Source organism: Pseudomonas sp. 13B_3.2_Bac1, from assembly GCF_025466205.1.
Classification (GTDB): Bacteria; Pseudomonadota; Gammaproteobacteria; order Pseudomonadales; family Pseudomonadaceae; genus Aquipseudomonas; species Aquipseudomonas fluorescens_H.
The window spans coordinates 22,814-43,818 of record NZ_JANLOG010000010.1; the positions used below are offsets into that span (position 1 = coordinate 22,814).

At 61.4% G+C, this 21,005-nt stretch carries 18 protein-coding genes; 9 read left to right on the forward strand and 9 right to left on the reverse strand.

The window, feature by feature from the left end; genetic code table 11:
- Positions 1-20: 20 nt before the first annotated feature.
- Together NTD85_RS01665 and NTD85_RS01670 are read right to left on the reverse strand one after the other, a co-directional pair.
- A complete protein-coding gene (locus NTD85_RS01665) occupies positions 21-773 on the reverse strand; it encodes a TPM domain-containing protein (RefSeq protein WP_262141267.1) in 753 nt (250 codons plus the stop codon).
- A 13-nt stretch (positions 774-786) separates the two neighbouring features.
- Positions 787-1,395, reverse strand: a complete 609-nt coding sequence (locus NTD85_RS01670; protein WP_003222455.1) for a LemA family protein — start codon at positions 1,393-1,395, stop codon at positions 787-789.
- Positions 1,396-1,653: 258 nt separating this feature from the next.
- Here NTD85_RS01670 and bglX point away from each other — a divergent pair, with 258 nt between their 5' ends.
- On the forward strand, positions 1,654-3,945 hold the full coding sequence (gene bglX / locus NTD85_RS01675; RefSeq protein ID WP_262141268.1) for a beta-glucosidase BglX: 2,292 nt from the start codon (positions 1,654-1,656) through the stop codon (positions 3,943-3,945).
- A gap of 141 nt (positions 3,946-4,086) precedes the next feature.
- On the opposite strand, the gene NTD85_RS01680 is transcribed toward bglX, so the two are convergent.
- From NTD85_RS01680 to NTD85_RS01705, 5 genes are all read right to left on the reverse strand, one after another.
- Positions 4,087-5,244: a phospholipase D-like domain-containing protein gene (locus tag NTD85_RS01680; RefSeq protein ID WP_003222452.1), complete on the reverse strand. Its 1,158-nt coding sequence runs from the start codon at positions 5,242-5,244 to the stop codon at positions 4,087-4,089.
- 1 nt (position 5,245) lies between these two features.
- On the reverse strand, positions 5,246-5,836 hold the full coding sequence (locus NTD85_RS01685) for a YceI family protein (RefSeq protein WP_103485669.1): 591 nt from the start codon (positions 5,834-5,836) through the stop codon (positions 5,246-5,248).
- A 218-nt stretch (positions 5,837-6,054) separates the two neighbouring features.
- The gene (locus tag NTD85_RS01695) at positions 6,055-6,360 is read right to left on the reverse strand and encodes an amidase (protein ID WP_262141269.1); all 306 of its coding nucleotides are present in this window, start codon (positions 6,358-6,360) and stop codon (positions 6,055-6,057) included.
- Positions 6,357-7,436 carry a serine hydrolase domain-containing protein gene (locus tag NTD85_RS01700; protein ID WP_262141270.1) on the reverse strand — a complete coding sequence of 360 codons (1,080 nt, stop codon included), beginning with the start codon at positions 7,434-7,436 and terminating at the stop codon, positions 6,357-6,359. Before NTD85_RS01700 ends, NTD85_RS01695 begins: the two co-directional genes overlap by 4 nt.
- 168 nt (positions 7,437-7,604) lie before the next feature.
- On the reverse strand, positions 7,605-8,483 hold the full coding sequence (locus tag NTD85_RS01705; protein WP_262141271.1) for an acyl-CoA dehydrogenase family protein: 879 nt from the start codon (positions 8,481-8,483) through the stop codon (positions 7,605-7,607).
- A gap of 153 nt (positions 8,484-8,636) precedes the next feature.
- On the opposite strand from NTD85_RS01705, the gene olsB reads away from it, so the two are divergent.
- Positions 8,637-9,392 carry an L-ornithine N(alpha)-acyltransferase gene (gene olsB / locus NTD85_RS01710; RefSeq protein ID WP_003222441.1) on the forward strand — a complete coding sequence of 252 codons (756 nt, stop codon included), beginning with the start codon at positions 8,637-8,639 and terminating at the stop codon, positions 9,390-9,392.
- On the forward strand, positions 9,392-10,186 hold the full coding sequence (locus tag NTD85_RS01715; RefSeq protein WP_262141272.1) for a lysophospholipid acyltransferase family protein: 795 nt from the start codon (positions 9,392-9,394) through the stop codon (positions 10,184-10,186). The genes olsB and NTD85_RS01715 overlap by 1 nt, the downstream gene beginning before the upstream one ends.
- A gap of 110 nt (positions 10,187-10,296) precedes the next feature.
- Here the strand turns inward: NTD85_RS01715 and NTD85_RS01720 are convergent, their stop codons facing one another.
- The gene (locus tag NTD85_RS01720) at positions 10,297-10,875 is read right to left on the reverse strand and encodes an ACP phosphodiesterase (RefSeq protein WP_262141273.1); all 579 of its coding nucleotides are present in this window, start codon (positions 10,873-10,875) and stop codon (positions 10,297-10,299) included.
- Between the two features lie 169 nt (positions 10,876-11,044).
- Between NTD85_RS01720 and NTD85_RS01725 the strand changes: the two genes are divergently transcribed.
- From NTD85_RS01725 to NTD85_RS01735, 3 genes are read left to right on the forward strand one after another with little or no spacing between them, the layout of a single operon-like run.
- Complete coding sequence (locus tag NTD85_RS01725; RefSeq protein ID WP_003222436.1) at positions 11,045-11,365, forward strand: ArsR/SmtB family transcription factor; 321 nt, start codon at positions 11,045-11,047, stop codon at positions 11,363-11,365.
- A 5-nt stretch (positions 11,366-11,370) separates the two neighbouring features.
- Positions 11,371-12,537: an MFS transporter gene (locus tag NTD85_RS01730; RefSeq protein ID WP_003222434.1), complete on the forward strand. Its 1,167-nt coding sequence runs from the start codon at positions 11,371-11,373 to the stop codon at positions 12,535-12,537.
- Positions 12,538-12,567: 30 nt separating this feature from the next.
- Positions 12,568-13,617, forward strand: coding sequence for an alkene reductase (locus NTD85_RS01735; protein ID WP_003222432.1), 1,050 nt, complete (start codon positions 12,568-12,570; stop codon positions 13,615-13,617).
- Positions 13,618-13,959: 342 nt separating this feature from the next.
- On the opposite strand, the gene emhR is transcribed toward NTD85_RS01735, so the two are convergent.
- The gene (gene emhR, locus NTD85_RS01740; protein ID WP_045122322.1) at positions 13,960-14,592 is read right to left on the reverse strand and encodes an efflux system transcriptional repressor EmhR; all 633 of its coding nucleotides are present in this window, start codon (positions 14,590-14,592) and stop codon (positions 13,960-13,962) included.
- Positions 14,593-14,859: 267 nt separating this feature from the next.
- Between emhR and emhA the strand changes: the two genes are divergently transcribed.
- The 3 genes from emhA to emhC are packed head-to-tail and all read left to right on the forward strand — an operon-like array spanning position 14,860 to position 20,624.
- A complete protein-coding gene (emhA, locus tag NTD85_RS01745) occupies positions 14,860-16,014 on the forward strand; it encodes an efflux RND transporter periplasmic adaptor subunit EmhA (RefSeq protein ID WP_262141274.1) in 1,155 nt (384 codons plus the stop codon).
- A gap of 3 nt (positions 16,015-16,017) precedes the next feature.
- The gene (gene emhB / locus NTD85_RS01750; RefSeq protein ID WP_003222425.1) at positions 16,018-19,167 is read left to right on the forward strand and encodes an efflux RND transporter permease subunit EmhB; all 3,150 of its coding nucleotides are present in this window, start codon (positions 16,018-16,020) and stop codon (positions 19,165-19,167) included.
- Positions 19,164-20,624: an efflux RND transporter outer membrane subunit EmhC gene (gene emhC / locus NTD85_RS01755; RefSeq protein ID WP_003222424.1), complete on the forward strand. Its 1,461-nt coding sequence runs from the start codon at positions 19,164-19,166 to the stop codon at positions 20,622-20,624. Before emhB ends, emhC begins: the two co-directional genes overlap by 4 nt.
- Positions 20,625-21,005 lie beyond the last annotated feature (381 nt).

Here is a 21,005-nt window from a genome sequence, read left to right on the forward strand (position 1 = left end):
TGATCATTATTGTTGTGTGTTCACCAGCCGCCGGACGAACCACCGCCGCCGAAACTGCCCCCGCCGCCGCTGAAGCCCCCGCCTCCACCGCCGCCGCCAAATCCACCACCGCCGAAACCGCCCCCGCCTCCGGAGCCGCCACGGCCGGCGGGAAGGATACCGAGCATCTGGCAGACAAACACGGTCAGGATGAACAACACCACCAGAAAAACAAACAACAGCGGATGGCGCGAGACAAAATCGCTTTGCGGATCGCCGCTCGACTCATACACCGTCGAGGGCTCGTCCAGCGGGTTGCCGCCGAGCACCACCAGCATCGCCGCCACGCCGTCACTGATGCCCTTGCTGAAATTGCCGGTCTTGAATGCCGGGGTGATCACTTGATGGATGATCACCGAGGTCTGCGCATCGGTCAGCCGATCTTCCAGCCCGTAACCGACTTCGATGCGCCGCTTGCGCTCATCACGGGCGACGATCAGCAGCGCGCCGTTGTTCTTGTCTTTCTGGCCGATGCCCCAGTGCCGGCCCAGTTGCACGCCGTAATCCTCGATGGTGGTGCCCTGCAGATCAGGCACCGTGACCACCACCAGTTGCTCGCCGGTCGCTTGCTCGTGAGCCTGCAACTGCTGGCTCAACTGGGCGCGCACCGAGGGCTCGATCATCTGCGCCTCGTCCACCACCCGCCCGCTCAGCGCCGGGAACGTCAACTCGGCCCGGGCGCTGACGGCGAACAGCCAGAGCATCAGCACCAGGCCAATCTTCAACACACGCATGGGCAACCTCGAATCAGAACTTCACTTCCGGGGCCTTTTCCGCACCGGGGGTGGTGGCTTCGAAGGTTTCGCGAATCGGCAGATCGCTGTACATCACGCTGTGCCAGAGGCGACCGGGAAATGTGCGGATCTCGGTGTTGTACTTCTGCACCGCCAGAATGAAATCGCGCCGCGCCACGGCGATCCGGTTTTCCGTGCCTTCGAGCTGCGATTGCAGGGCAAGGAAGTTCTGGTTGGCCTTGAGATCCGGGTAGCGCTCGGAGACCACCATCAATCGGCTGAGCGCACCGCTCAACTGATCCTGGGCCTGCTGGAACTGCTTGAGCTTTTCCGGGTTGTCGAGGGTGCTGGCATCGACCTGGATCGAAGTTGCCTTGGCCCGCGCCTCGACCACTGCCGTCAGGGTTGCTTCTTCATGCTTGGCATAGCCTCTGACGGTTTCCACCAGATTGGGAATCAGGTCGGCACGACGCTGGTACTGATTCTGTACCTGGCCCCAGGCCGCTTTCGCCTGTTCGTCGAGGGTCGGAATGTTGTTGATGCCGCACGCGGTCAACAGCGTTGCCATCAGCAGCAGCGTGGCGACCTGCAAACGCGAGCGGTAGGTTGGACTTACATTCATCAGACTGATGCTCCCTGGCGTATTCGTGAAAAGACCGACCGTGAAACCTTCTGCATCGGCGGTTGGGGCATAATCGGCGGCGCCACTGGATTGCAACGGGCCGATGGGCTAAAAAGAGGCCCTGCGCAAACGCTGCCGAAGGTCGGTGGGCGTTTTTGGCTCGGTCATTTTGAGCCTGCACCCGAACAACAATAGTCGCTCCCTAACTTTTGGCTGGCCGGCATTGCATTGCCGCTTGGGCCCTTGAGAAAAATATTCATGAAGAAGCTGTGTTTGCTGGGCCTGTTCGTCAGCCTGGCCAGTCATCAAGTATTGGCCGCCACGACCCCGGTACCCCTGGAAAACAAGGACGCGTTCATCAGCAATCTGATGAAACAAATGACCCTCGATGAAAAGATCGGCCAGTTGCGCCTGATCAGCATCGGCCCGGAAATGCCCCGCGAACTGATCCGCAAAGAGATCGCCGCCGGCAATATCGGCGGTACGTTCAACTCGATCACCCGCCCGGAAAACCGTCCGATGCAGGACGCGGCGATGCGCAGTCGCCTGAAGATTCCGATGTTTTTTGCGTACGACGTGATCCACGGTCACCGTACGATTTTCCCGATTCCGCTGGCCCTGGCATCGAGCTGGGACATGGACGCCATCGGTCGGTCCGGGCGCGTTGCCGCCAAAGAGGCTGCATCTGACAGCCTCGACATCACCTTCGCGCCGATGGTCGACATCTCCCGCGATCCGCGCTGGGGCCGCAGCTCCGAAGGCTTCGGTGAAGACACCTACCTGACCTCGCGCATCGCCAAAGTGATGGTCAAGGCCTATCAGGGCGACACGCCGAGCGCAGCCGACAGCATCATGGCCAGCGTCAAGCACTTCGCCCTGTATGGCGCGGTCGAGGGTGGTCGCGACTACAACGTCGTCGACATGAGCCCGGTGAAGATGTACCAGGACTATCTGCCACCGTACCGCGCGGCGATCGACGCCGGTGCCGGCGGGGTGATGGTGGCGTTGAACTCGATCAACGGCATCCCGGCCACCGCCAATACCTGGCTGATGAACGATCTGCTGCGCAAGGACTGGGGCTTCAAGGGCCTGGCCGTCAGCGACCACGGGGCGATCTTCGAGCTGATCAAGCACGGCGTGGCCGCCGATGGTCGCGAAGCGGCGAAGCTGGCGATCAAGGCCGGCATCGACATGAGCATGAACGACACCCTGTACGGCAAAGAGCTGCCGGGGCTGCTCAAGTCCGGCGAGATCGAACAGAAAGACATCGACAACGCGGTGCGCGAAGTGCTCGCCGCCAAGTACGACATGGGCCTGTTCAAGGCCCCGTACCTGCGTATCGGCAAGGCCGAGGATGATCCGGCCGACACCTACGCCGAAAGCCGTCTGCACCGCGCCGACGCGCGTGACGTCGCGCGTCGCAGCCTGGTGCTGCTGAAGAACCAGAACGACACCCTGCCGCTGAAGAAAACCGCGAAAGTCGCGCTGGTCGGCCCGCTGGCCAAGGCGCCGATCGACATGATGGGCAGTTGGGCTGCTGCGGGTAAACCGGCGCAATCGGTCACGCTGTTCGACGGCATGAGCTCGGTGATTGGCGACAAGGCCAACCTGATCTACGCCCGTGGCGCGAACATCACCAGCGACAAGAAGGTGCTGGATTACCTGAACTTCCTCAACTTCGACGCCCCGGAAGTGGTCGATGACCCACGCCCGGCCAACGTGTTGATCGACGAAGCGGTGAAGGCAGCCAAGGACGCTGACGTGATCGTCGCCGCCGTTGGCGAGTCCCGTGGCATGTCCCACGAATCCTCCAGCCGCACCGACCTGAACATCCCGGAAAATCAGCGCGAGCTGATCCGCGCATTGAAAGCTACCGGCAAACCGTTGGTACTGGTGCTGATGAACGGCCGTCCGCTGACCATTCTCGAAGAGAACCAGTCGGCTGATGCAATTCTGGAAACCTGGTTCAGCGGCACCGAGGGCGGCAACGCCATCGCTGATGTGCTGTTCGGCGACTACAACCCGTCGGGCAAACTGCCGGTGACCTTCCCGCGTTCGGTGGGCCAGATACCGACCTACTACAACCACCTGAGCATTGGCCGGCCGTTCACACCGGGCAAACCGGGCAACTACACCTCGCAGTATTTCGATGACACCACCGGGCCGCTGTTCCCGTTCGGTTACGGCTTGAGCTACACCCAATTCGCCCTGAGCGACATGGCGCTGTCCTCGACCACCCTGAACAAGACCGGCAAGCTCGACGCCAGTGTCACCTTGAAAAACACCGGTCAGCGCGACGGCGAAACCGTGGTGCAGCTGTACATTCAGGACGTCACCGGCTCGATCATCCGCCCGGTGAAAGAACTGAAGAACTTCCAGAAAATCATGCTCAAGGCCGGCGAACAGAAAGTCGTGCACTTCACCATCACCGAGGATGACTTGAAGTTCTACAACGCCCAGCTCAAGTACGCAGCAGAGCCTGGCAAGTTCAACGTGCAGATCGGCCTGGATTCGCAGGATGTGACGCAGCAGAGCTTTGAACTGCTGTAATTATTCAGGCAACACATAAAACCTGTGGGAGGGGGCTTGCTCCCGAAGGCGGTGTATCAGCTACCTATATGCTGAATGACGCTCCGCCTTCGGGAGCAAGCCCCCTCCCACATTAGATTTCCGTAATTTTCGAAATTGGCGTTATCCACGCCGATCGAGAATGTTGACCACCACCCGATCCACCCAGCCCCAGATCCTCTGCTTCACCCGCCGCCACAACGGCCGGCGCTGCCACTCCTCCAGACTGACCTGCTGGCTCAGACCGAAATCCTTCTCGAAACTCTGCACCACCGCTGCCGTCAACGACGGGTCCAGCGCCTCCAGATTCGCCTCCAGATTGAAGCGCAGGTTCCAGTGATCGAAGTTGCATGAACCGATGCTCACCCACTCATCCACCAACACCATTTTCAGATGCAGGAAGCACGGCTGGTATTCGAAGATCTGCACCCCGGCCTTGAGCAGACGCGGGTAATAGCGATGGCCGGCGTAACGCACCGACGGGTGATCGGTGCGCGGCCCGGTCAGCAGTAACCGGACGTCGACACCGCGAGCAGCGGCCTTGCGCAGCGAGCGGCGGATGTTCCAGGTCGGCAGGAAATACGGGGTGGCCATCCAGATGCGTTTTTGCCCGCTGTTGAGGGCGCGAAACAGCGACTGCAGAATGTCACGATGCTGGCGCGCATCGGCGTAGGCCACACGGCCCATGCCCTCGCCCATGTCCGGCACCTTGGGCAGGCGTGGCAGGCCGACATGCGCCGACGGTTTCCAGGCCCGGCGATGGCGGTTGGCGATCCATTGGCGGTCGAACAATATCTGCCAGTCGAGCACCAGCGGGCCGCTTATTTCCACCATCACTTCGTGCCATTCGCTGCTGTCCTGCTCCGGCGTCCAGAATTCATCGGTCGCACCGGTGCCGCCGACGAACGCCAGACGCTGGTCGACCAGCAACAGTTTGCGGTGATCGCGATAGAAGTTGCCGACCCAGCGCCGCCAGCTCAGGCGATTGTAGAACCGCAACTCGACCCCGGCCTGAATCAGGCGCTGACGCAGGTGCAGGGTAAACGCGAGGCTGCCGTAGTCATCGAACAGGCAGCGCACCCGCACACCGCGCTCGGCGGCCTGCACCAGCGCCTGCACTACGGCTTCGGCACAGGCACCCGCCTCCACCAGATACAACTCCAGCTCGACCTGTTCCTCGGCGCGGGCAATCTCCACCAGCATGCGCGGGAAGAATTGCGGGCCGTCGATCAACAGTTCGAAGCGGTTGCCGTCCCGCCATGGGAACACCGCGCCGCGCATGTCAGCGCGCCGTGAAAATCAGCACCGCACCCACCGGCACCGACAGACTGATGGCCGACAGGCCGGCAAGGTTACGCAGGGTTTCCAGGCCCGGCACCAGGTCGAAATCCTCGGCGTTGATCACCAGCGGCTCCAGGGTCACCACTTGAAAACGCCGGTCATCGAGACGGGTGGCCAGCAACTCCGCCGGGTATTCATGTTGCTTGCCGTGCAGGTTGACGGTCAGCGGCAGACGCAATTCCAGCTGCGCACCGGGGGCCAGATCGTTGATCGGGCGCAGGTCGATCCGGGTGCTGATGGTCGCTTCGGGGAATTGCTCGATCTGGAACAGTTCCTTGCGCATGCGCTCGTCGCGCAGCGGGATGCCGCTGTTGATCGACTCCAGTTCGACTTCAACCTCGGCCCGACCGCTGGGATCGACCTTACCGTGCAACACCAGAAAGCGCTGCACTTCGGAAATGTGGGCGTTTTTCGTGCTGACAAACGATAGCCGCGACGACTCGCCATCCAGATACCAGTTGGCCTGCGCCGGCAGCGCGGCGGCAGCCAGCAGCAGACTGGCGAAGGCTTTATAGAGGGAGCGGTTGAACATTGAATACTCGTGGGGGCGATAAACCTGCACGAACCTTAACCGCCCACGCCGTTATTGCAAACTGATCGCCGCAAATCTATCGATTGGTGAAAATCCCTGTGGGAGCGGGCTTGCTCGCGAAGGCGGTGAATCAGTCAACACAAATGCTGAATGGCACACCGTATTCGCGAGCAAGCCCGCTCCCACAGGTTTGTTCATTGACTGAAGGATCGAGGATTTCAGGGATTGAGGCGGCAGCCCTGCCGTTCACTCAACCACTGCGCACTATTGCTGCGGCCCATGCCGCTGACGGTGATGGTTTTGCTCGCGCTGTCATCGGTAAAGCGGCTGGTTGGCAGCCACTGTTTCACATAGCCGCGGCAATATTCGGCGTCGTTGTTCATCACATAACGACACGAACAATATTCCTTGGCGGTGTACGCGCTGATGATATCGGGGAAGGCCCACAGGTTGTCCCGCTCGAGCCAGATCCAGCAGAGGAGCACGATCAGCACCAGCAGCAGCGTCCGTTTCAACAGCTTCATGGCTGCACCGCCTTGAGCACGCGCCTGAGCAGTTCGTTATGGCGATAGCTGCCGTCGCGATCATCGGCGTAACGCACGATCACCAGTTTCTCGCTGGGGATCACATACAGTGCCTGCCCCCAATGCCCAAGGGCGGCGAAGGTGTCGGGCGGTGCGTCGGGCCACGGCGCGGCGGCAGCATCCACCGGGCGATTGAGCCACCATTGGCCGCCGGGCACCGCTTCGTCCTGATGCGCCTTGTAGCCGGCGAAGGGAGTGCGGTTGAAGGCGACCCAATCCTGAGGCAGCAATTGCCGGTCACTCCAACGTCCATCGCGCTGCATCAACAGGCCAACCCGCGCCAGATCCCGCGCCGTGAGATACGCGTAAGAAGAGGCGACAAACGTGCCGCCGGCATCGGTTTCCCACACGGCATGGCGGATGCCCAGCGGCTCGAACAGCGCCGACCACGGATAGTCGGGATAACGCTGGGGGCCAACCATGGCTTTCAACGCAGCGGCCAACAGATTGCTGTCGCCACTGGAGTAACGGAACGCCTGCCCCGGCGGCGCGTAGGCGTCGTGATCGGCGGTGAACCCTGGCATGTCGCGGTGCCCACGGGTGTAGAGCATCGCTACCACCGAGGATTTCAGCGGCGCGTATTCGTAGTCTTCCTGCCAGTCCAGCCCGGAAGCCCAGTGCAGCAGATCCGCCACGGTGATCGCCGGGTGTTTTTCCAGCGCCGGATAAAACGTCGAGACCGGATCATCCAGTTTGAACAGCCCTTCGCCATACGCCACGCCAAGCACCGTGGCCATCAGGCTTTTGCTGATCGACCAGGTCAGGTGCGGGGTCTCGGCACGGGTCGGGCCGGCGTAGCGTTCGTAGATCAACTGGCCGTCGCGGATGATCAGCAAGGCGTCGGTGCGGATGCCTTGGCGGGTGGTGTCGTCGCGAGGCGGGAAGGCGTAAGTTTCCAATGCCTCGACCGCGGCGCCGCTGATTTTTGCGCCAGTCGGCCATTGTTCATCGGGCCATTGCCCGGCCTGAACCGTGAAGCTGACCAGCAGCAGAAACAGGGACAGGCCTTTGTACATGTTGAGGGCTCTGGGAATGACTTTGCTCAGAGTAGTCGGGGTTTATGACAGGGGTGTGGTGATTTTGCGGCCGCCTTCGCGAGCAAGCCCGCTCCCACAGTTTGATCGCATTCCTGCTGAAGGAACTCGGTCAACCTGTGGGAGCGGGCTTGCTCGCGAAGGGGCCCGTCAGCCCACCGCCAAAGCCTTGGCCAAGCGCTTGGCCCGCGCGCCCGCCGCCAACTGCATCACCGACTGATCACGCTGCCACATCAACGCCCACTCCGGATTACCCTCGGCCAACGCCCGGTCGATCTCGGGTTTGAACGCATCGAACTGCGCAAACAACCCACCCAACAGCACATGCCCGGCCGGGTTGTTCGGCGGCTGGCGACTCGCTTCCGCACAGCCACCCAGCAGCGCCAGCAAACGCAACAGCAGCGGCTGCGACCAGCCGCTGTCCTGACCGACGCCGTAAAGCCACGCGGTCATCGCGCTCAACACGTAAACATCTTCCAGAGTGCGGAACGGCTTCACATAAGCATCCCAGCCGTCCCCCGCGAGCAACTCGCACAACGCGCCGTCCAGATGCAGACGACCGTGACTGATGTCCGGCATCAGCGGCAGCGCCGGGAGTTTTTCCACGCGCACGCCGGGTTCGCCGGGATAGACCACCGCCAGACTCAGGCGCGGCGTTTCGCCGGGTTCGTCACTGCGCGCGGCGATCAATAGCCAATCCGCCGCATCCCCTGCGGTGACGAAATCCTTTTGTCCGTTGAGGCGCAAATCCGTCAGGCGCGTCTGCATGTCCGCCGGGCGCAAGCTGCGCTGTTCGGTCGCACACAACGCGCCAAGACTCGGCGGAGCGCTCGGCCAGAGCATGCGCAATGCCGCCTGATACCCCACCAGAAACGCCAGCCCCGGCGTCGCCATCCGCCGCCCTCCGGCCACCGCCAGTTCGAACGGCGTCACGCTGCCCAGTTGATGCAACAACGTGGCGAAACCTTCCGCCAGATCAGCGACGGCGGGCAGGCGTTCACGACTTTCGAGCAGGGTTGGCCAGGGCATAAGAGGCTCCTTGTGGGCTGTCATACAAGCATCACCAAACGTTCATGGCGATGACACCGGGGCTACATAGCCTGACTTTGCACAACATGGCTGCATAAAGAAAGTCGATCGGCTGCAACCCACGACGGGTTCAAGGCCCGTACGGAGATTCCAATGACTCAGATCGCCCGCATCAGCGACACCGGCAATGAACGCCGCCTGCAAGCCGAACGCCTGATCGGCGCCGAGGCCTTGCAGCAAGCCCAGGCCCTGCGCTTCAACGTGTTCAGCGGCGAGTTCAACGCCAAGCTGAAAGGCGCGGAGCTGGGTCTGGACATGGATGACTATGATGTTCACTGCAGCCACATCGGCGTGCGTGACCTGAACACCGGGCGCCTGGTGGCGACTACCCGTCTGCTCGATCACACCGCTGCCAGCAGTCTGGGCCGTTTTTACAGCGAAGAAGAATTCAGCCTGCATGGCCTCGCCCATCTGCAAGGGCCGATCCTCGAAATCGGCCGCACCTGCGTCGACCCGGCCTACCGCAACGGCGGCACCATCGCCGTGCTCTGGGGTGAACTGGCCGAAGTGTTGAATCAGGGCGGCTACAGCTACCTGATGGGTTGCGCGAGCATTCCGATGCAGGACGGCGGTGTGCAGGCCCACGCGATCATGCAGCGTCTGCGCGAACGTTATCTGTGCACCGAACACTTGCGCGCCGAACCGAAGAATCCGCTGCCGTCGCTGGATATCCCGTCGAACGTGATCGCCGAGATGCCGCCGCTGCTCAAGGCCTACATGCGCCTGGGTGCGAAGATCTGCGGCGAGCCGTGCTGGGACGAAGACTTCCAGGTCGCCGACGTGTTCATCCTGCTCAAGCGCGACGAACTCTGCCCGCGCTACGCCAAACACTTCAAGGCGGCCGTGTGATGAGCCGGTTGCGCGTGTACGCGCGGATCGCGCGGGTGCTGCTGGTGGTGGCGCTGGGCTTGACCATGGCCAGCGTCTTCGGGATGTTCGAACGTCTGGGCCTGGCGCACTCGATGCAACGTCGGCAACGCTGGTCGCGGTTTTTCATGGCGCGTCTGAGCAATGCCCTGCCCTTTCGCGTAACCGTGCACGGCGACTTGCCGAAGCAGCCGATGCTGTGGGTCAGCAATCATGTGTCATGGACTGACATTCCGCTGCTGGGCATGCTCACGCCGCTGTCGTTTCTGTCCAAGGCTGAAGTGCGCACCTGGCCGGTGGCCGGTTGGCTGGCGGCGAAGGCCGGCAGTCTGTTCATCCGTCGCGGCTCGGGCGACAGCCAGTTGATCCGCAAACAGATGACCCGTCACCTGCAAACGCAACATCCGCTGCTGATGTTCCCGGAAGGCACCACCACCGATGGCCGTTCGCTGCGCACCTTTCATGGTCGCCTGCTGTCGGCGGCGATTGATTCGGAGGTGATGCTGCAGCCGGTGGCGATCCGTTATCTGCGCGATGGCGAAATCGACACGCTGGCACCGTTCATTGGCGACGATGATTTGCTGTCGCACCTGATGCGTCTGTTCAGCAACGACTGCGGCGATGTCGAGATTCATGTGCTCAAGCCGATTGCCTGCGTGGGTCGCGAGCGTGCAGCACTGGCGTTCGAAGCACAGCAGGCGGTGCAGAAGGCGTTGTTTGGTGAGGTGGCCAAACCTGCCGAACCGCGTCGCGCCGGCGAATTGATCGCCGCCTGAAACACAGATCCCCCCTGTGGGAGCGGGCTTGCTCGCGAAAGCGGTGGTTCAGCCAATGCACATGTTGAATGACCTACCGCATTCGCGAGCAAGCCCGCTCCCACAGGGGGTTACTGCGTTGCCGACGTTTGTGCAAATTCTTGAAGCTGCGGATAGAACAAACGGAAATCCTCACTCAGCGGCTCGTACAACCGCCGCAATTCCTGCATCGCCCCCGCCAGCTCCTCAGGCCGAGTCAGACGCCGCGAGATCCCGCGCAGCACCTGGTCCAGCACTTCGAATTCCTGGTACGAACCCAGCCAGTCATTGGCGACCATGTGCGGGGCGATTTTCGCCAGGCGTTCGGGCAATTGCGGCTCGCTCGACAGCACCCGATAAACGTCGGCGGTGAACTGCCCCAGTGGCTGATCGGCGTACTGCATCCAGTCCCGCGCCAGGCAATGGTCGAAAAACACATCAAGGACAATCCCGGCGTAACGCCGCCGGGTTTCGGTGAAACGCCCGAGGGCGATGTCCACCAAAGGGTGGCGATCGGTGAACACATCGATTCGCCGGTGCAACTGAATCGCCGCTTCGATCTGCGGAGCAAACTGCCCCTGCAGCCGTCCTTTGACGAAATCGCCATACAGGCTGCCAAGTAATTGCTCGGGGCGCTGGCCTCCGAGGTGTAAATGTGCGAGATAGTTCATGGGCGCAGCTTAGCACTGCGCGCTTTCATCGTTACAGCATACGTATCGTTATAACCCGATATACCGATTTATGCGGTCGTCAGATCAAATTCATATTGGTATATCGCGAAATACCGATTTAAAGTTCGCCTCATCGCGATATAGCGCTACACATCACGAGCATAAAGCCATGAACCTCGACCTCGACGAAATAATAAAAGCCCTGGCACACCCAGTACGGCGAGACATTCTCATCTGGCTGAAAGACCCCAAAGCCCAGTTTCCTGAGCAGATTCACAACCACGAGTACGGCATCTGCGCCGGGCAGATCGATCAACGCTGCGGCCTGTCGCAGTCGACCGTTTCCGCCCACCTGGCGACCCTGCAACGCGCAGGTCTGATCAGCAGCCAGAAAGCCGGCCAGTGGCACTTCTTCAAACGCAACGAGGACGTGATCCAGGCGTTCCTCGACGCCATCGTCAAAGAGCTCAGCGCTCCCACAAGGAATTGATTCAAATGCCCCTCTCGCTACTCATTCTGGCCTTGAGCGCCTTCGCCATCGGTACCACCGAGTTCGTCATCATGGGCCTGCTGCCCGATGTGGCAGCCGACCTCGGTGTGTCGATCCCGGGCGCCGGCTGGCTGGTGACCGGTTACGCCCTGGGCGTGGCCATCGGTGCGCCGTTCATGGCACTGGCCACCGCCAGACTGCCGCGCAAGGCCGCACTGGTAGCACTGATGGGCATTTTCATCGTCGGTAACCTGCTGTGCGCCATCGCCAGTGACTACAACGTGCTGATGTTCGCCCGTGTCGTCACCGCGCTGTGCCACGGTGCGTTCTTCGGTATCGGTTCTGTCGTAGCTGCCGGACTGGTAGCGCCGAACAAACGCGCATCCGCCGTGGCGCTGATGTTCACCGGCCTGACCCTGGCCAACGTCCTCGGTGTACCGCTGGGCACGGCACTGGGTCAGGAAGCCGGCTGGCGTTCGACCTTCTGGGCGGTGACCGTGATTGGTGTTGTGGCACTGATCGGTCTGATCCGCTTTCTGCCGGCCAAGCGTGACGAAGAAAAACTCGACATGCGCGCCGAACTCGCCGCCCTGAAAGGCGCCGGCATCTGGCTGTCGCTGAGCATGACCGCGCTGTTCGCCGCATCGATGTTCACCCTCTTCACCTACGTCGCGCCGCTGCTCGGCGATGTCACCGGCGTCTCGCCCAAAGGCGTGACCTGGACCCTGCTGCTGATCGGCCTCGGTCTGACGGTGGGCAACATCATCGGCGGCAAGCTGGCGGACAAGCGTCTCGGCGCGACCCTGATCGGCGTGTTCGTGGCGATGGCGGTGGTCTCCACCGTGCTGAGCTGGACCAGCGTGGCGCTGATTCCGACGGAAATCACCCTGTTCCTCTGGGCCACCGCTTCGTTTGCCGCCGTTCCGGCGCTGCAAGTCAACGTGGTGACCTTCGGCAAGGCCGCACCGAACCTGGTGTCGACCCTGAACATCGGCGCTTTCAACATCGGCAACGCCCTGGGCGCCTGGGTCGGCGGCAGCGTCATCGCCCACGGTTTCGGCCTGACCAGCGTGCCCCTGGCCGCCGCCGCGCTGGCCGTGCTCGCGCTGCTGGTGACCCTGATCACTTTCCGTCAGAACGGCGATGCCGGCCTGGCCCCTGCTACCCACTGATTAACCACTTAACTGACGAGGGTTGTACACATGGCAACTATTTTCGATCCGATCAAACTGGGCGACCTCGAGCTGTCCAACCGCATCATCATGGCCCCGCTGACCCGCTGCCGCGCCGATGAAGGCCGCGTGCCGAACGCGCTGATGGCCGAGTACTACGTGCAACGCGCCTCTGCCGGCCTGATCCTCTCCGAAGCCACCTCGGTGACGCCGATGGGCGTTGGCTACCCGGACACCCCGGGCATCTGGTCCAACGATCAGGTGCGCGGCTGGACCAACGTGACCAAAGCCGTGCACGCTGCCGGCGGCAAGATCGTTCTGCAACTGTGGCACGTCGGCCGCATCTCGCACCCGTCGTACCTCAACGGTGAAACTCCGGTCGCGCCGAGCGCCATCCAGCCTAAAGGTCACGTCAGCCTGGTGCGCCCATTGGCCGACTACCCGACTCCACGTGCCCTGGAAACCGCTGAAATCGCCGAGATCGTCGACGCCTACCGCACCGGTGCCGAGAACGCCAAAGCCGCCGGGTTCGACGGCGTGGAAATCCACGGCGCCAACGGCTACCTGCTCGACCAGTTCCTGCAAAGCAGCACCAACCAGCGCACCGACAACTACGGCGGCTCCCTGGAAAATCGTGCACGTCTGCTGCTGGAAGTGACTGACGCGGCGATCGACGTCTGGGGCGCCGGCCGCGTCGGCGTGCACCTGGCGCCACGCGCCGACTCCCACGACATGGGCGACGACAATCTGGCCGAGACCTTCACTTACGTCGCTCGCGAGCTGGGCAAGCGTGGCATCGCCTTCATCTGCTCCCGCGAAAAAGAAGGCGCCGACAGCCTCGGCCCACAGCTGAAAGAAGCCTTCGGCGGCGCGTACATCGCCAACGAACGCTTCACCAAGGACAGCGCCAATGCCTGGTTGGCAGAAGGCAAAGCTGACGCGGTGGCGTTCGGCGTACCGTTCATTGCCAACCCGGACCTGCCGGCACGTCTGAAGGCCGACGCACCGCTGAACGATCCGCGCCCTGAGCTGTTCTACGGCAAGGGCCCGGTCGGTTACATCGACTACCCGACGCTGTAAACCTTATTCAGGACGCGACAGAAATACAAAAGCCCCCGACTTGTGAAAGTCGGGGGCTTTTTCTTGGGTTTTGCCCCGCAATCGCTGAAGCTTCATTGTGGGAGCGGGCTTGCTCGCGAAAGCGGTATGACAGTCGGCAGATGTATTGAATGTTCAGACGCCTTCGCGAGCAAGCCCGCTCCCACAAGGTGATGCTGTCATTATTGGCGACAGCTAACATTCGTTCACAGCGAAGACACAAAATCCCTACAAAATCCGTAGCTCGCTACGTTTAAACTCGCGGTTCGGGTCTATATAAAAGCAGGCCGATTGACATAACCTGTGCCAATTACGCATTTTGTTTCATTTGCGCAGGCTGGGGCTCAGGCGCAGCATGTCCAGCCCTGTATCGACCCAGCGCTCGGCTTCGGCATGCAATTGAAAGCTGTCCGGAGCCAATAGCCATCCATACAGGAGGCCATCGATATACGCATGAATGCTGATGGCCGCCCGGGCAGTGTCGAGATCTTCCGGCAACTGGCCGCGATTTACCGCATTACGCAAGGTCAGGCCGATGCGCAGGTTGCAATCGAGACTGGCCGTGCGGCGCTGCTGGCGCAGATCGCACATTTCATCGGTGAATTCGCACTTATGAAAAAGAATCTCGTTGATGCGACGGGTCTTCGGATCCAGGGCTACCTGATGGAACAGATGGATCAACAGCTTGCGCATGCACCCCAGCGGGTCGAGTTCGTCCTCGCTCTCGCTGGCCTTCGCCAATTCATCCAGCGGTTCATGCAGGCTGTCGAGCATCGCCTGCACCAGATCCGCCTTGTTGCTGAAATGCCAGTAGATGGCACCGCGCGTGACGCCAGCCAGCGTTGCGATATCCGCCAGGGTCGTGCGGGCCACGCCTCTTTCATAAAACGCTTTCTCGGCCGCTTCGAGAATCTGGCTGCGCGTTTCCTGAGCTTCCTCTTTGGTACGACGGACCATGGCAGTAAAACCTCAAACAGGATGTTTCAGGGATGGCTGAATATCCGCTGAATAAAGAGGGGGCCGATCTCTCACGAATCGGCTCCCCAGCCTACAATTTCAAACCTTGCGACGACTTTTGTAACAGGGTGGGTACGACGCCAAGGTGTTTACAAACAACCATGAACGTAAGTATATTCCTTAGCAAGCTACTTATCCACTCGACCCGATTTTTTTACCCTTCCACACTTCTTGTGCGCACTGTGCGCGCCTGACCCGAGGATCTTCATGCAATTCAAGCCAGCTGTTACCGCTCTGGTCACTGCCGTCGCCCTGGCATCGCTGCTCAGCGGATGTAAAAAGGAAGAAGCGGCCCCAGCCGCTCCGCCTCCTCAGGTCGGCGTCGTCACCCTGCAACCACAAGCCTTTACACTCACGTCCGAACTGCCGGGCCGCACCAGTGCGTACCGCATCGCTGAAGTTCGACCACAGGTCAACGGCATCATTCTCAAGCGCCTGTTCAAGGAAGGCAGCGACGTCAAGGCCGGTCAGCAGCTGTATCAGATCGACCCGGCCGTCTATGAAGCCACCCTGAAAAGCGCCGAAGCCAACCTGCGTTCGACCAAGTCGATCTCCGACCGCTACAAGCAACTGGTTGACGAGCAGGCTGTAAGCCGCCAGGAATACGACACTGCCGTGTCCAACCGCATGGAGTCGGAAGCCTCGCTGCAAAGCGCGCAGATCAACCTGCGTTACACCAAGGTCTACGCACCGCTCTCCGGACGTATCGGCCGCTCTTCGGTGACTGAAGGTGCACTGGTCAACAACGGCCAGGCTGACGCGATGGCGACGATCCAGCAACTGGACCCGATCTACGTCGACGTTACCCAGTCCTCGGTTGAACTGCTGGAACTGCGCCGCGAGCTGGAAAGCGGTCGCCTGCAGAAGGTCGGCGACAACTCGGCAGCGGTCAAACTGACCCTCGAAGACGGCAGCCAGTACAAGCTCGACGGTAAGCTGGAATTCTCCGAAGTGTCGGTTGATCCGACTACCGGTTCCGTGACCTTGCGCGCCGTGTTCCCGAACCCGGATCACACCCTGCTGCCAGGCATGTTCGTACGCGCCCAGTTGCAGGCCGGGGTCAACGCAGCCGCCATTCTGGCGCCGCAACAAGGCGTGACCCGCGACCTCAAGGGCACCCCGACCGCACTGGTTGTCGGCCCGGACAACAAGGTTGAACTGCGTCAGCTCAAGGCCAGTCGCACCGTCGGCAGCCAGTGGCTGATCGAGGATGGCCTGAAAGCCGGCGATCGTCTGATCACCGAAGGCCTGCAATATGTTCGACCAGGTGTTCAGGTCAACCCGACTGAAGCGACCAACGTAGCCAAGAACCCGGCCCCCGCTCAGGCAGCTGACAAAGCCGCTGGCGGCAAAGGGGAGTAACTCATGTCGAAATTTTTTATCGACCGTCCGATTTTCGCCTGGGTAATTGCCCTGGTGATCATGTTGGTCGGGGCACTATCGATCCTGAAATTGCCGATCAACCAGTACCCGAGCATTGCGCCTCCGGCCATCGCGATCTCCGTGACCTACCCGGGTGCTTCGGCACAAACCGTGCAGGACACCGTGGTCCAGGTGATCGAGCAGCAGCTCAACGGTATCGACAACCTGCGTTATGTGTCCTCGGAAAGTAACTCCGACGGCAGCATGACCATCACCGCGACCTTCGAGCAAGGCACCAACTCCGACACCGCGCAGGTTCAGGTTCAGAACAAGCTGAACCTGGCCACCCCGCTGCTGCCGCAGGAAGTGCAGCAACAGGGTATCCGCGTGACCAAGGCAGTGAAGAACTTCCTGCTGGTGATCGGCGTGGTATCGCGTGACGGCAGCATGTCCAAGGACGACCTGTCCAACTACATCGTGTCGAACATGCAGGACCCGATCTCGCGGACTGCCGGTGTCGGTGACTTCCAGGTCTTCGGTGCCCAGTACGCGATGCGCATCTGGCTCGACCCGGCCAAGCTGAACAAGTACAACCTGACCCCGGCCGATGTCAGCACCGCGATTTCGGCGCAGAACGTCCAGGTGTCGTCCGGTCAGCTCGGTGGTTTGCCGGCGCTGCCTGGCCAGCAACTGAACGCCACGATCATCGGCAAAACCCGTCTGCAGACTGCCGAGCAGTTCAAGGCGATTCTGCTGAAGGTCAACCAGGACGGCTCGCAAGTACACATCGGTGATGTTGCCGACGTCGGCCTGGGCGGTGAAAACTCGACCATCTCGGCCCAGTTCAACGGCAAGCCTTCTTCCGGTCTGGCGGTAAAACTGGCCAACGGCGCCAACGCCCTCGACACCGCCAAAGCCCTGCGTAAAACGATCGACGAGCTCAGCCCGTTCTTCCCGCAAGGCATGGAAGTGGTGTTCCCGTACGACACCACTCCGGTGGTGACCGAGTCGATCAAGGGTGTGGTTGAAACCCTGGTCGAAGCGATCGTGCTGGTGTTCCTGGTGATGTTCCTGTTCCTGCAGAACTTCCGCGCGACCGTCATCACCACGATGACCGTGCCGGTGGTATTGCTTGGTACGTTCGGCATCCTCGCGGCGTTCGGTTTCAGTATCAACACCCTGACCATGTTCGGTATGGTGCTGGCCATCGGCTTGCTGGTGGACGACGCCATCGTAGTGGTGGAAAACGTCGAGCGGGTGATGAGCGAAGAAGGCTTGTCACCGAAGGAAGCGACCAAGAAGTCCATGGGCCAGATCCAGGGCGCTCTGGTCGGTATCGCCCTGGTTCTGTCGGCGGTACTGCTGCCGATGGCGTTCTTCAGCGGCTCCACCGGTGTGATCTACAAGCAGTTCTCGATCACCATCGTTTCGGCCATGGCCCTGTCGGTGATGGTGGCGCTGATCTTCACCCCGGCGCTGTGCGCCACCATGCTCAAGGCGATTCCGAAAGGCGAGCACGGCACACCGAAAAAAGGCTTCTTCGGCTGGTTCAACCGCAGCTTTGACCGCGGCGTGAAAAGCTACGAGCGCGGTGTCGGCAACATGCTGTCGCGCAAAGCGCCGTACCTGCTGGCCTACGTCCTGATCGTGGTCGGCATGATCTGGCTGTTCACCCGCATTCCGACCGCGTTCCTCCCGGAAGAAGACCAGGGCGTACTGTTCGCCCAGGTGCAGACCCCGGCCGGTTCCAGTGCCGAGCGTACGCAAGTCGTGATCGACGAAATGCGCTCCTACCTGCTGGAAAAAGAGTCCGGTGCGGTGTCCTCGGTGTTCACCGTGAACGGCTTCAACTTCGCCGGTCGTGGTCAGAGCTCGGGTCTGGCATTCATCATGCTCAAGCCGTGGCACGAGCGTGATGCGAGCAACAGCGTGTTTGCCCTGGCCCAGCGCGCCCAGCAGCACTTCTTCAGCTTCCGCGACGCGATGGTGTTTGCCTTCGCTCCGCCGGCAGTACTGGAGCTGGGTAACGCCACCGGTTTCGACGTGTTCCTGCAAGACCGCGCCGGTATCGGTCACGAAAAACTGATGGAAGCGCGTAACCAGTTCCTCGGTATGGCCGCGCAGAGCAAGGTGCTCTACCAGGTCCGTCCGAACGGTCTGAACGACGAGCCGCAATACCACCTGGAAATCGACGATGCGAAGGCCCGCGCCCTGGGCGTGAGCATTACCGACATCAACAGCACCCTGTCGATTTCCTTCGGTAGTAGCTACGTCAACGACTTCATCGACCGCGGTCGTGTGAAGAAGGTGTACGTGCAAGGCCAGGCCGGTTCGCGCATGAGCCCTGAAGACCTGAAAAAGTGGTACGTGCGCAACAGCGCCGGGACCATGGTGCCGTTCTCCGCGTTCGCCAAGGGCGAGTGGATCTACGGTTCGCCGAAACTGGCGCGTTACAACGGTGTGGAAGCGATGGAGATCCTCGGTTCTCCGGCGCCGGGTTACTCCACCGGTGAAGCGATGGCCGAAGTCGAAGCGATTGCCAAGAAGCTGCCGGCCGGTGTCGGTATCTCCTGGACGGGTCTGTCCTACGAGGAACGTCTGTCCGGTTCGCAGGCGCCAGCGCTGTACGCCCTGTCGCTGCTGATGGTGTTCCTGTGTCTGGCGGCACTGTATGAAAGCTGGTCGATTCCGATCGCGGTCATGCTCGTGGTACCGCTGGGGATCATCGGTGCGCTGATGGCCACCAGCCTGCGCGGTCTGTCCAACGACGTGTACTTCCAGGTGGGCCTGTTGACGACCATCGGTCTGGCAGCTAAAAACGCCATTCTGATCGTCGAATTCGCCAAGGAGCTGCATGAACAAGGGCGCAGTTTGCGCGATGCGGCGATCGAAGCCTGCCGCATGCGTCTGCGACCGATCATCATGACCTCGCTGGCATTCGTCCTCGGTGTAGTACCGTTGGCGATCTCCACCGGCGCCGGCTCGGGCAGTCAACACGCAATCGGTACAGGCGTGATTGGCGGTATGCTCACGGCCACGATCCTGGCAATTTTCTGGGTCCCCCTGTTCTTCGTCACCGTGTCGTCCATGGGCCAGCGCAAAAATGCGGACCAGGATGACACCACAGAAACTCCTAAAGAGGCTGGCCAATGAGCAAGTCGCTACTCTCCATCGCGGTCGCAGCCTTCGTGCTGAGCGGTTGCTCGCTGATTCCTGATTATCAGCGACCAGAAGCACCGGTTGCGAACCAGTTCCCGCAGGGCCCGGCGTACTCGCCGGCCCAGGCACCGGCGCAAGCCGCTGCCGAGCAAGGCTGGAAGCAGTTTTTCCATGATCCTGCCCTGCAACAGCTGATCCAGGTCTCGCTGGAAAACAACCGCGACCTGCGCGTCGCGGCGCTGAACATCGACGCCTACGCCGCTCAGTACCGCATCCAGCGGGCCGATCTGTTCCCGGCGGTTTCGGCGAACGCCACCGGCAGCCGCCAGCGCGTTCCGGCACGGGCTTCGCAGACCGGTGAAGCGGGCATCACCAGCTCCTACTCCGCCACCGTCGGCATCAGCGCCTACGAACTCGACCTGTTCGGTCGAGTGCGCAGCCTGAGCGAACAAGCGCTGCAACAATACTTCGCCACTGAAGAAGCGCGTCGCAGCACCCAGATCAGCCTGGTGGCCAGCGTGGCCAACGCCTACCTGACCTGGCAGGCCGACAAGGAACTGCTCAAGCTGACGCAGGACACCCTCGGTGCCTTCGAAGAAAGCTACAAGCTGACCAGCCGCAGCAACGAAGTCGGTGTCGCCTCGGCGCTGGACCTGGCGCAGTCGCGTACCTCGGTGGAAAACGCCCGGGCGCAACTGGCCAAGTACACGCGTCAGGTGGCTCAGGACGAAAACAGCCTGACCCTGCTGCTCGGCACCGGTATCCCGGCCAACCTGCAAGCGGCCAAACCGCTGTCGGATGACCTGCTCAGCGACGTACCGGCCGGCCTGCCTTCGGACCTGCTGCAACGTCGTCCGGACATCCTGCAAGCCGAGTACAACCTGAAAGCGGCCAACGCCAACATCGGCGCGGCCCGTGCCGCGTTCTTCCCGAGCATCAGCCTGACGGCCAACGCCGGTACGCTGAGCCCGGACCTGTCCGGCCTGTTCAAGGGTGGTTCGGGTACCTGGCTGTTCTCGCCGCAGATCAATCTGCCGATCTTCAACGCCGGCAGCCTGCGCGCCAGCCTCGACGCGGCGAAGATCCAGAAAGACATCGACGTGGCGAACTACGAGAAGTCGATTCAGACCGCCTTCCAGGAAGTCGCCGACGGCCTGGCCGCCCGCCAGACCTACACCGAGCAGTTGCAAGCGCAACGTGACTTCGTCGCGGCCAACCAGGATTACTATCGCCTGGCCGAGCGTCGTTACCGCATCGGTGTCGACAGCAACCTGACCTTCCTCGACGCCCAGCGTCAGTTGTTCAGCGCGCAACAGGCGCTGATCACCGACCGCCTCGCGCAGCTGACCAGTGCGGTCAACCTGTACAAGGCGCTGGGTGGTGGCTGGAATGCGCAGACCGCGCAGAACGAACCGCTGAAAGAAGAAGCACCGAAGATGAAGCTGTTCTGATCATCCGGTGAACACAGGGAGCCCGCCACTTGGCGGGCTTTTTGTTGCCTGCCAGAAAGATTGCGGCGTCTGAACCGGCCTCTTCGCGATCAAGCCCGCTCCCACTTTTGGAATGCATTCCCCTGTGGGAGCGGGCTTGCTCGCGAAGAGGCCCTGATAGACGTCAAAAAAACCCGACTCAATCTTGCGTTCGATAATCGCCCAAAACCCGCTTTCCCCGATTGAATCCCGCCCATCGCGCCCCGCACCATTCGTTCCACAAAACCAATAACAACAGGTTCGACACCATGCTCCCGCGCCCTGTCCCGTCCGGCTGATCGCCGCCACTGCATCCCAGATTCTGCAAGCGCTTGCCTGCCCCGAAAGTGGCGGCAACGGACC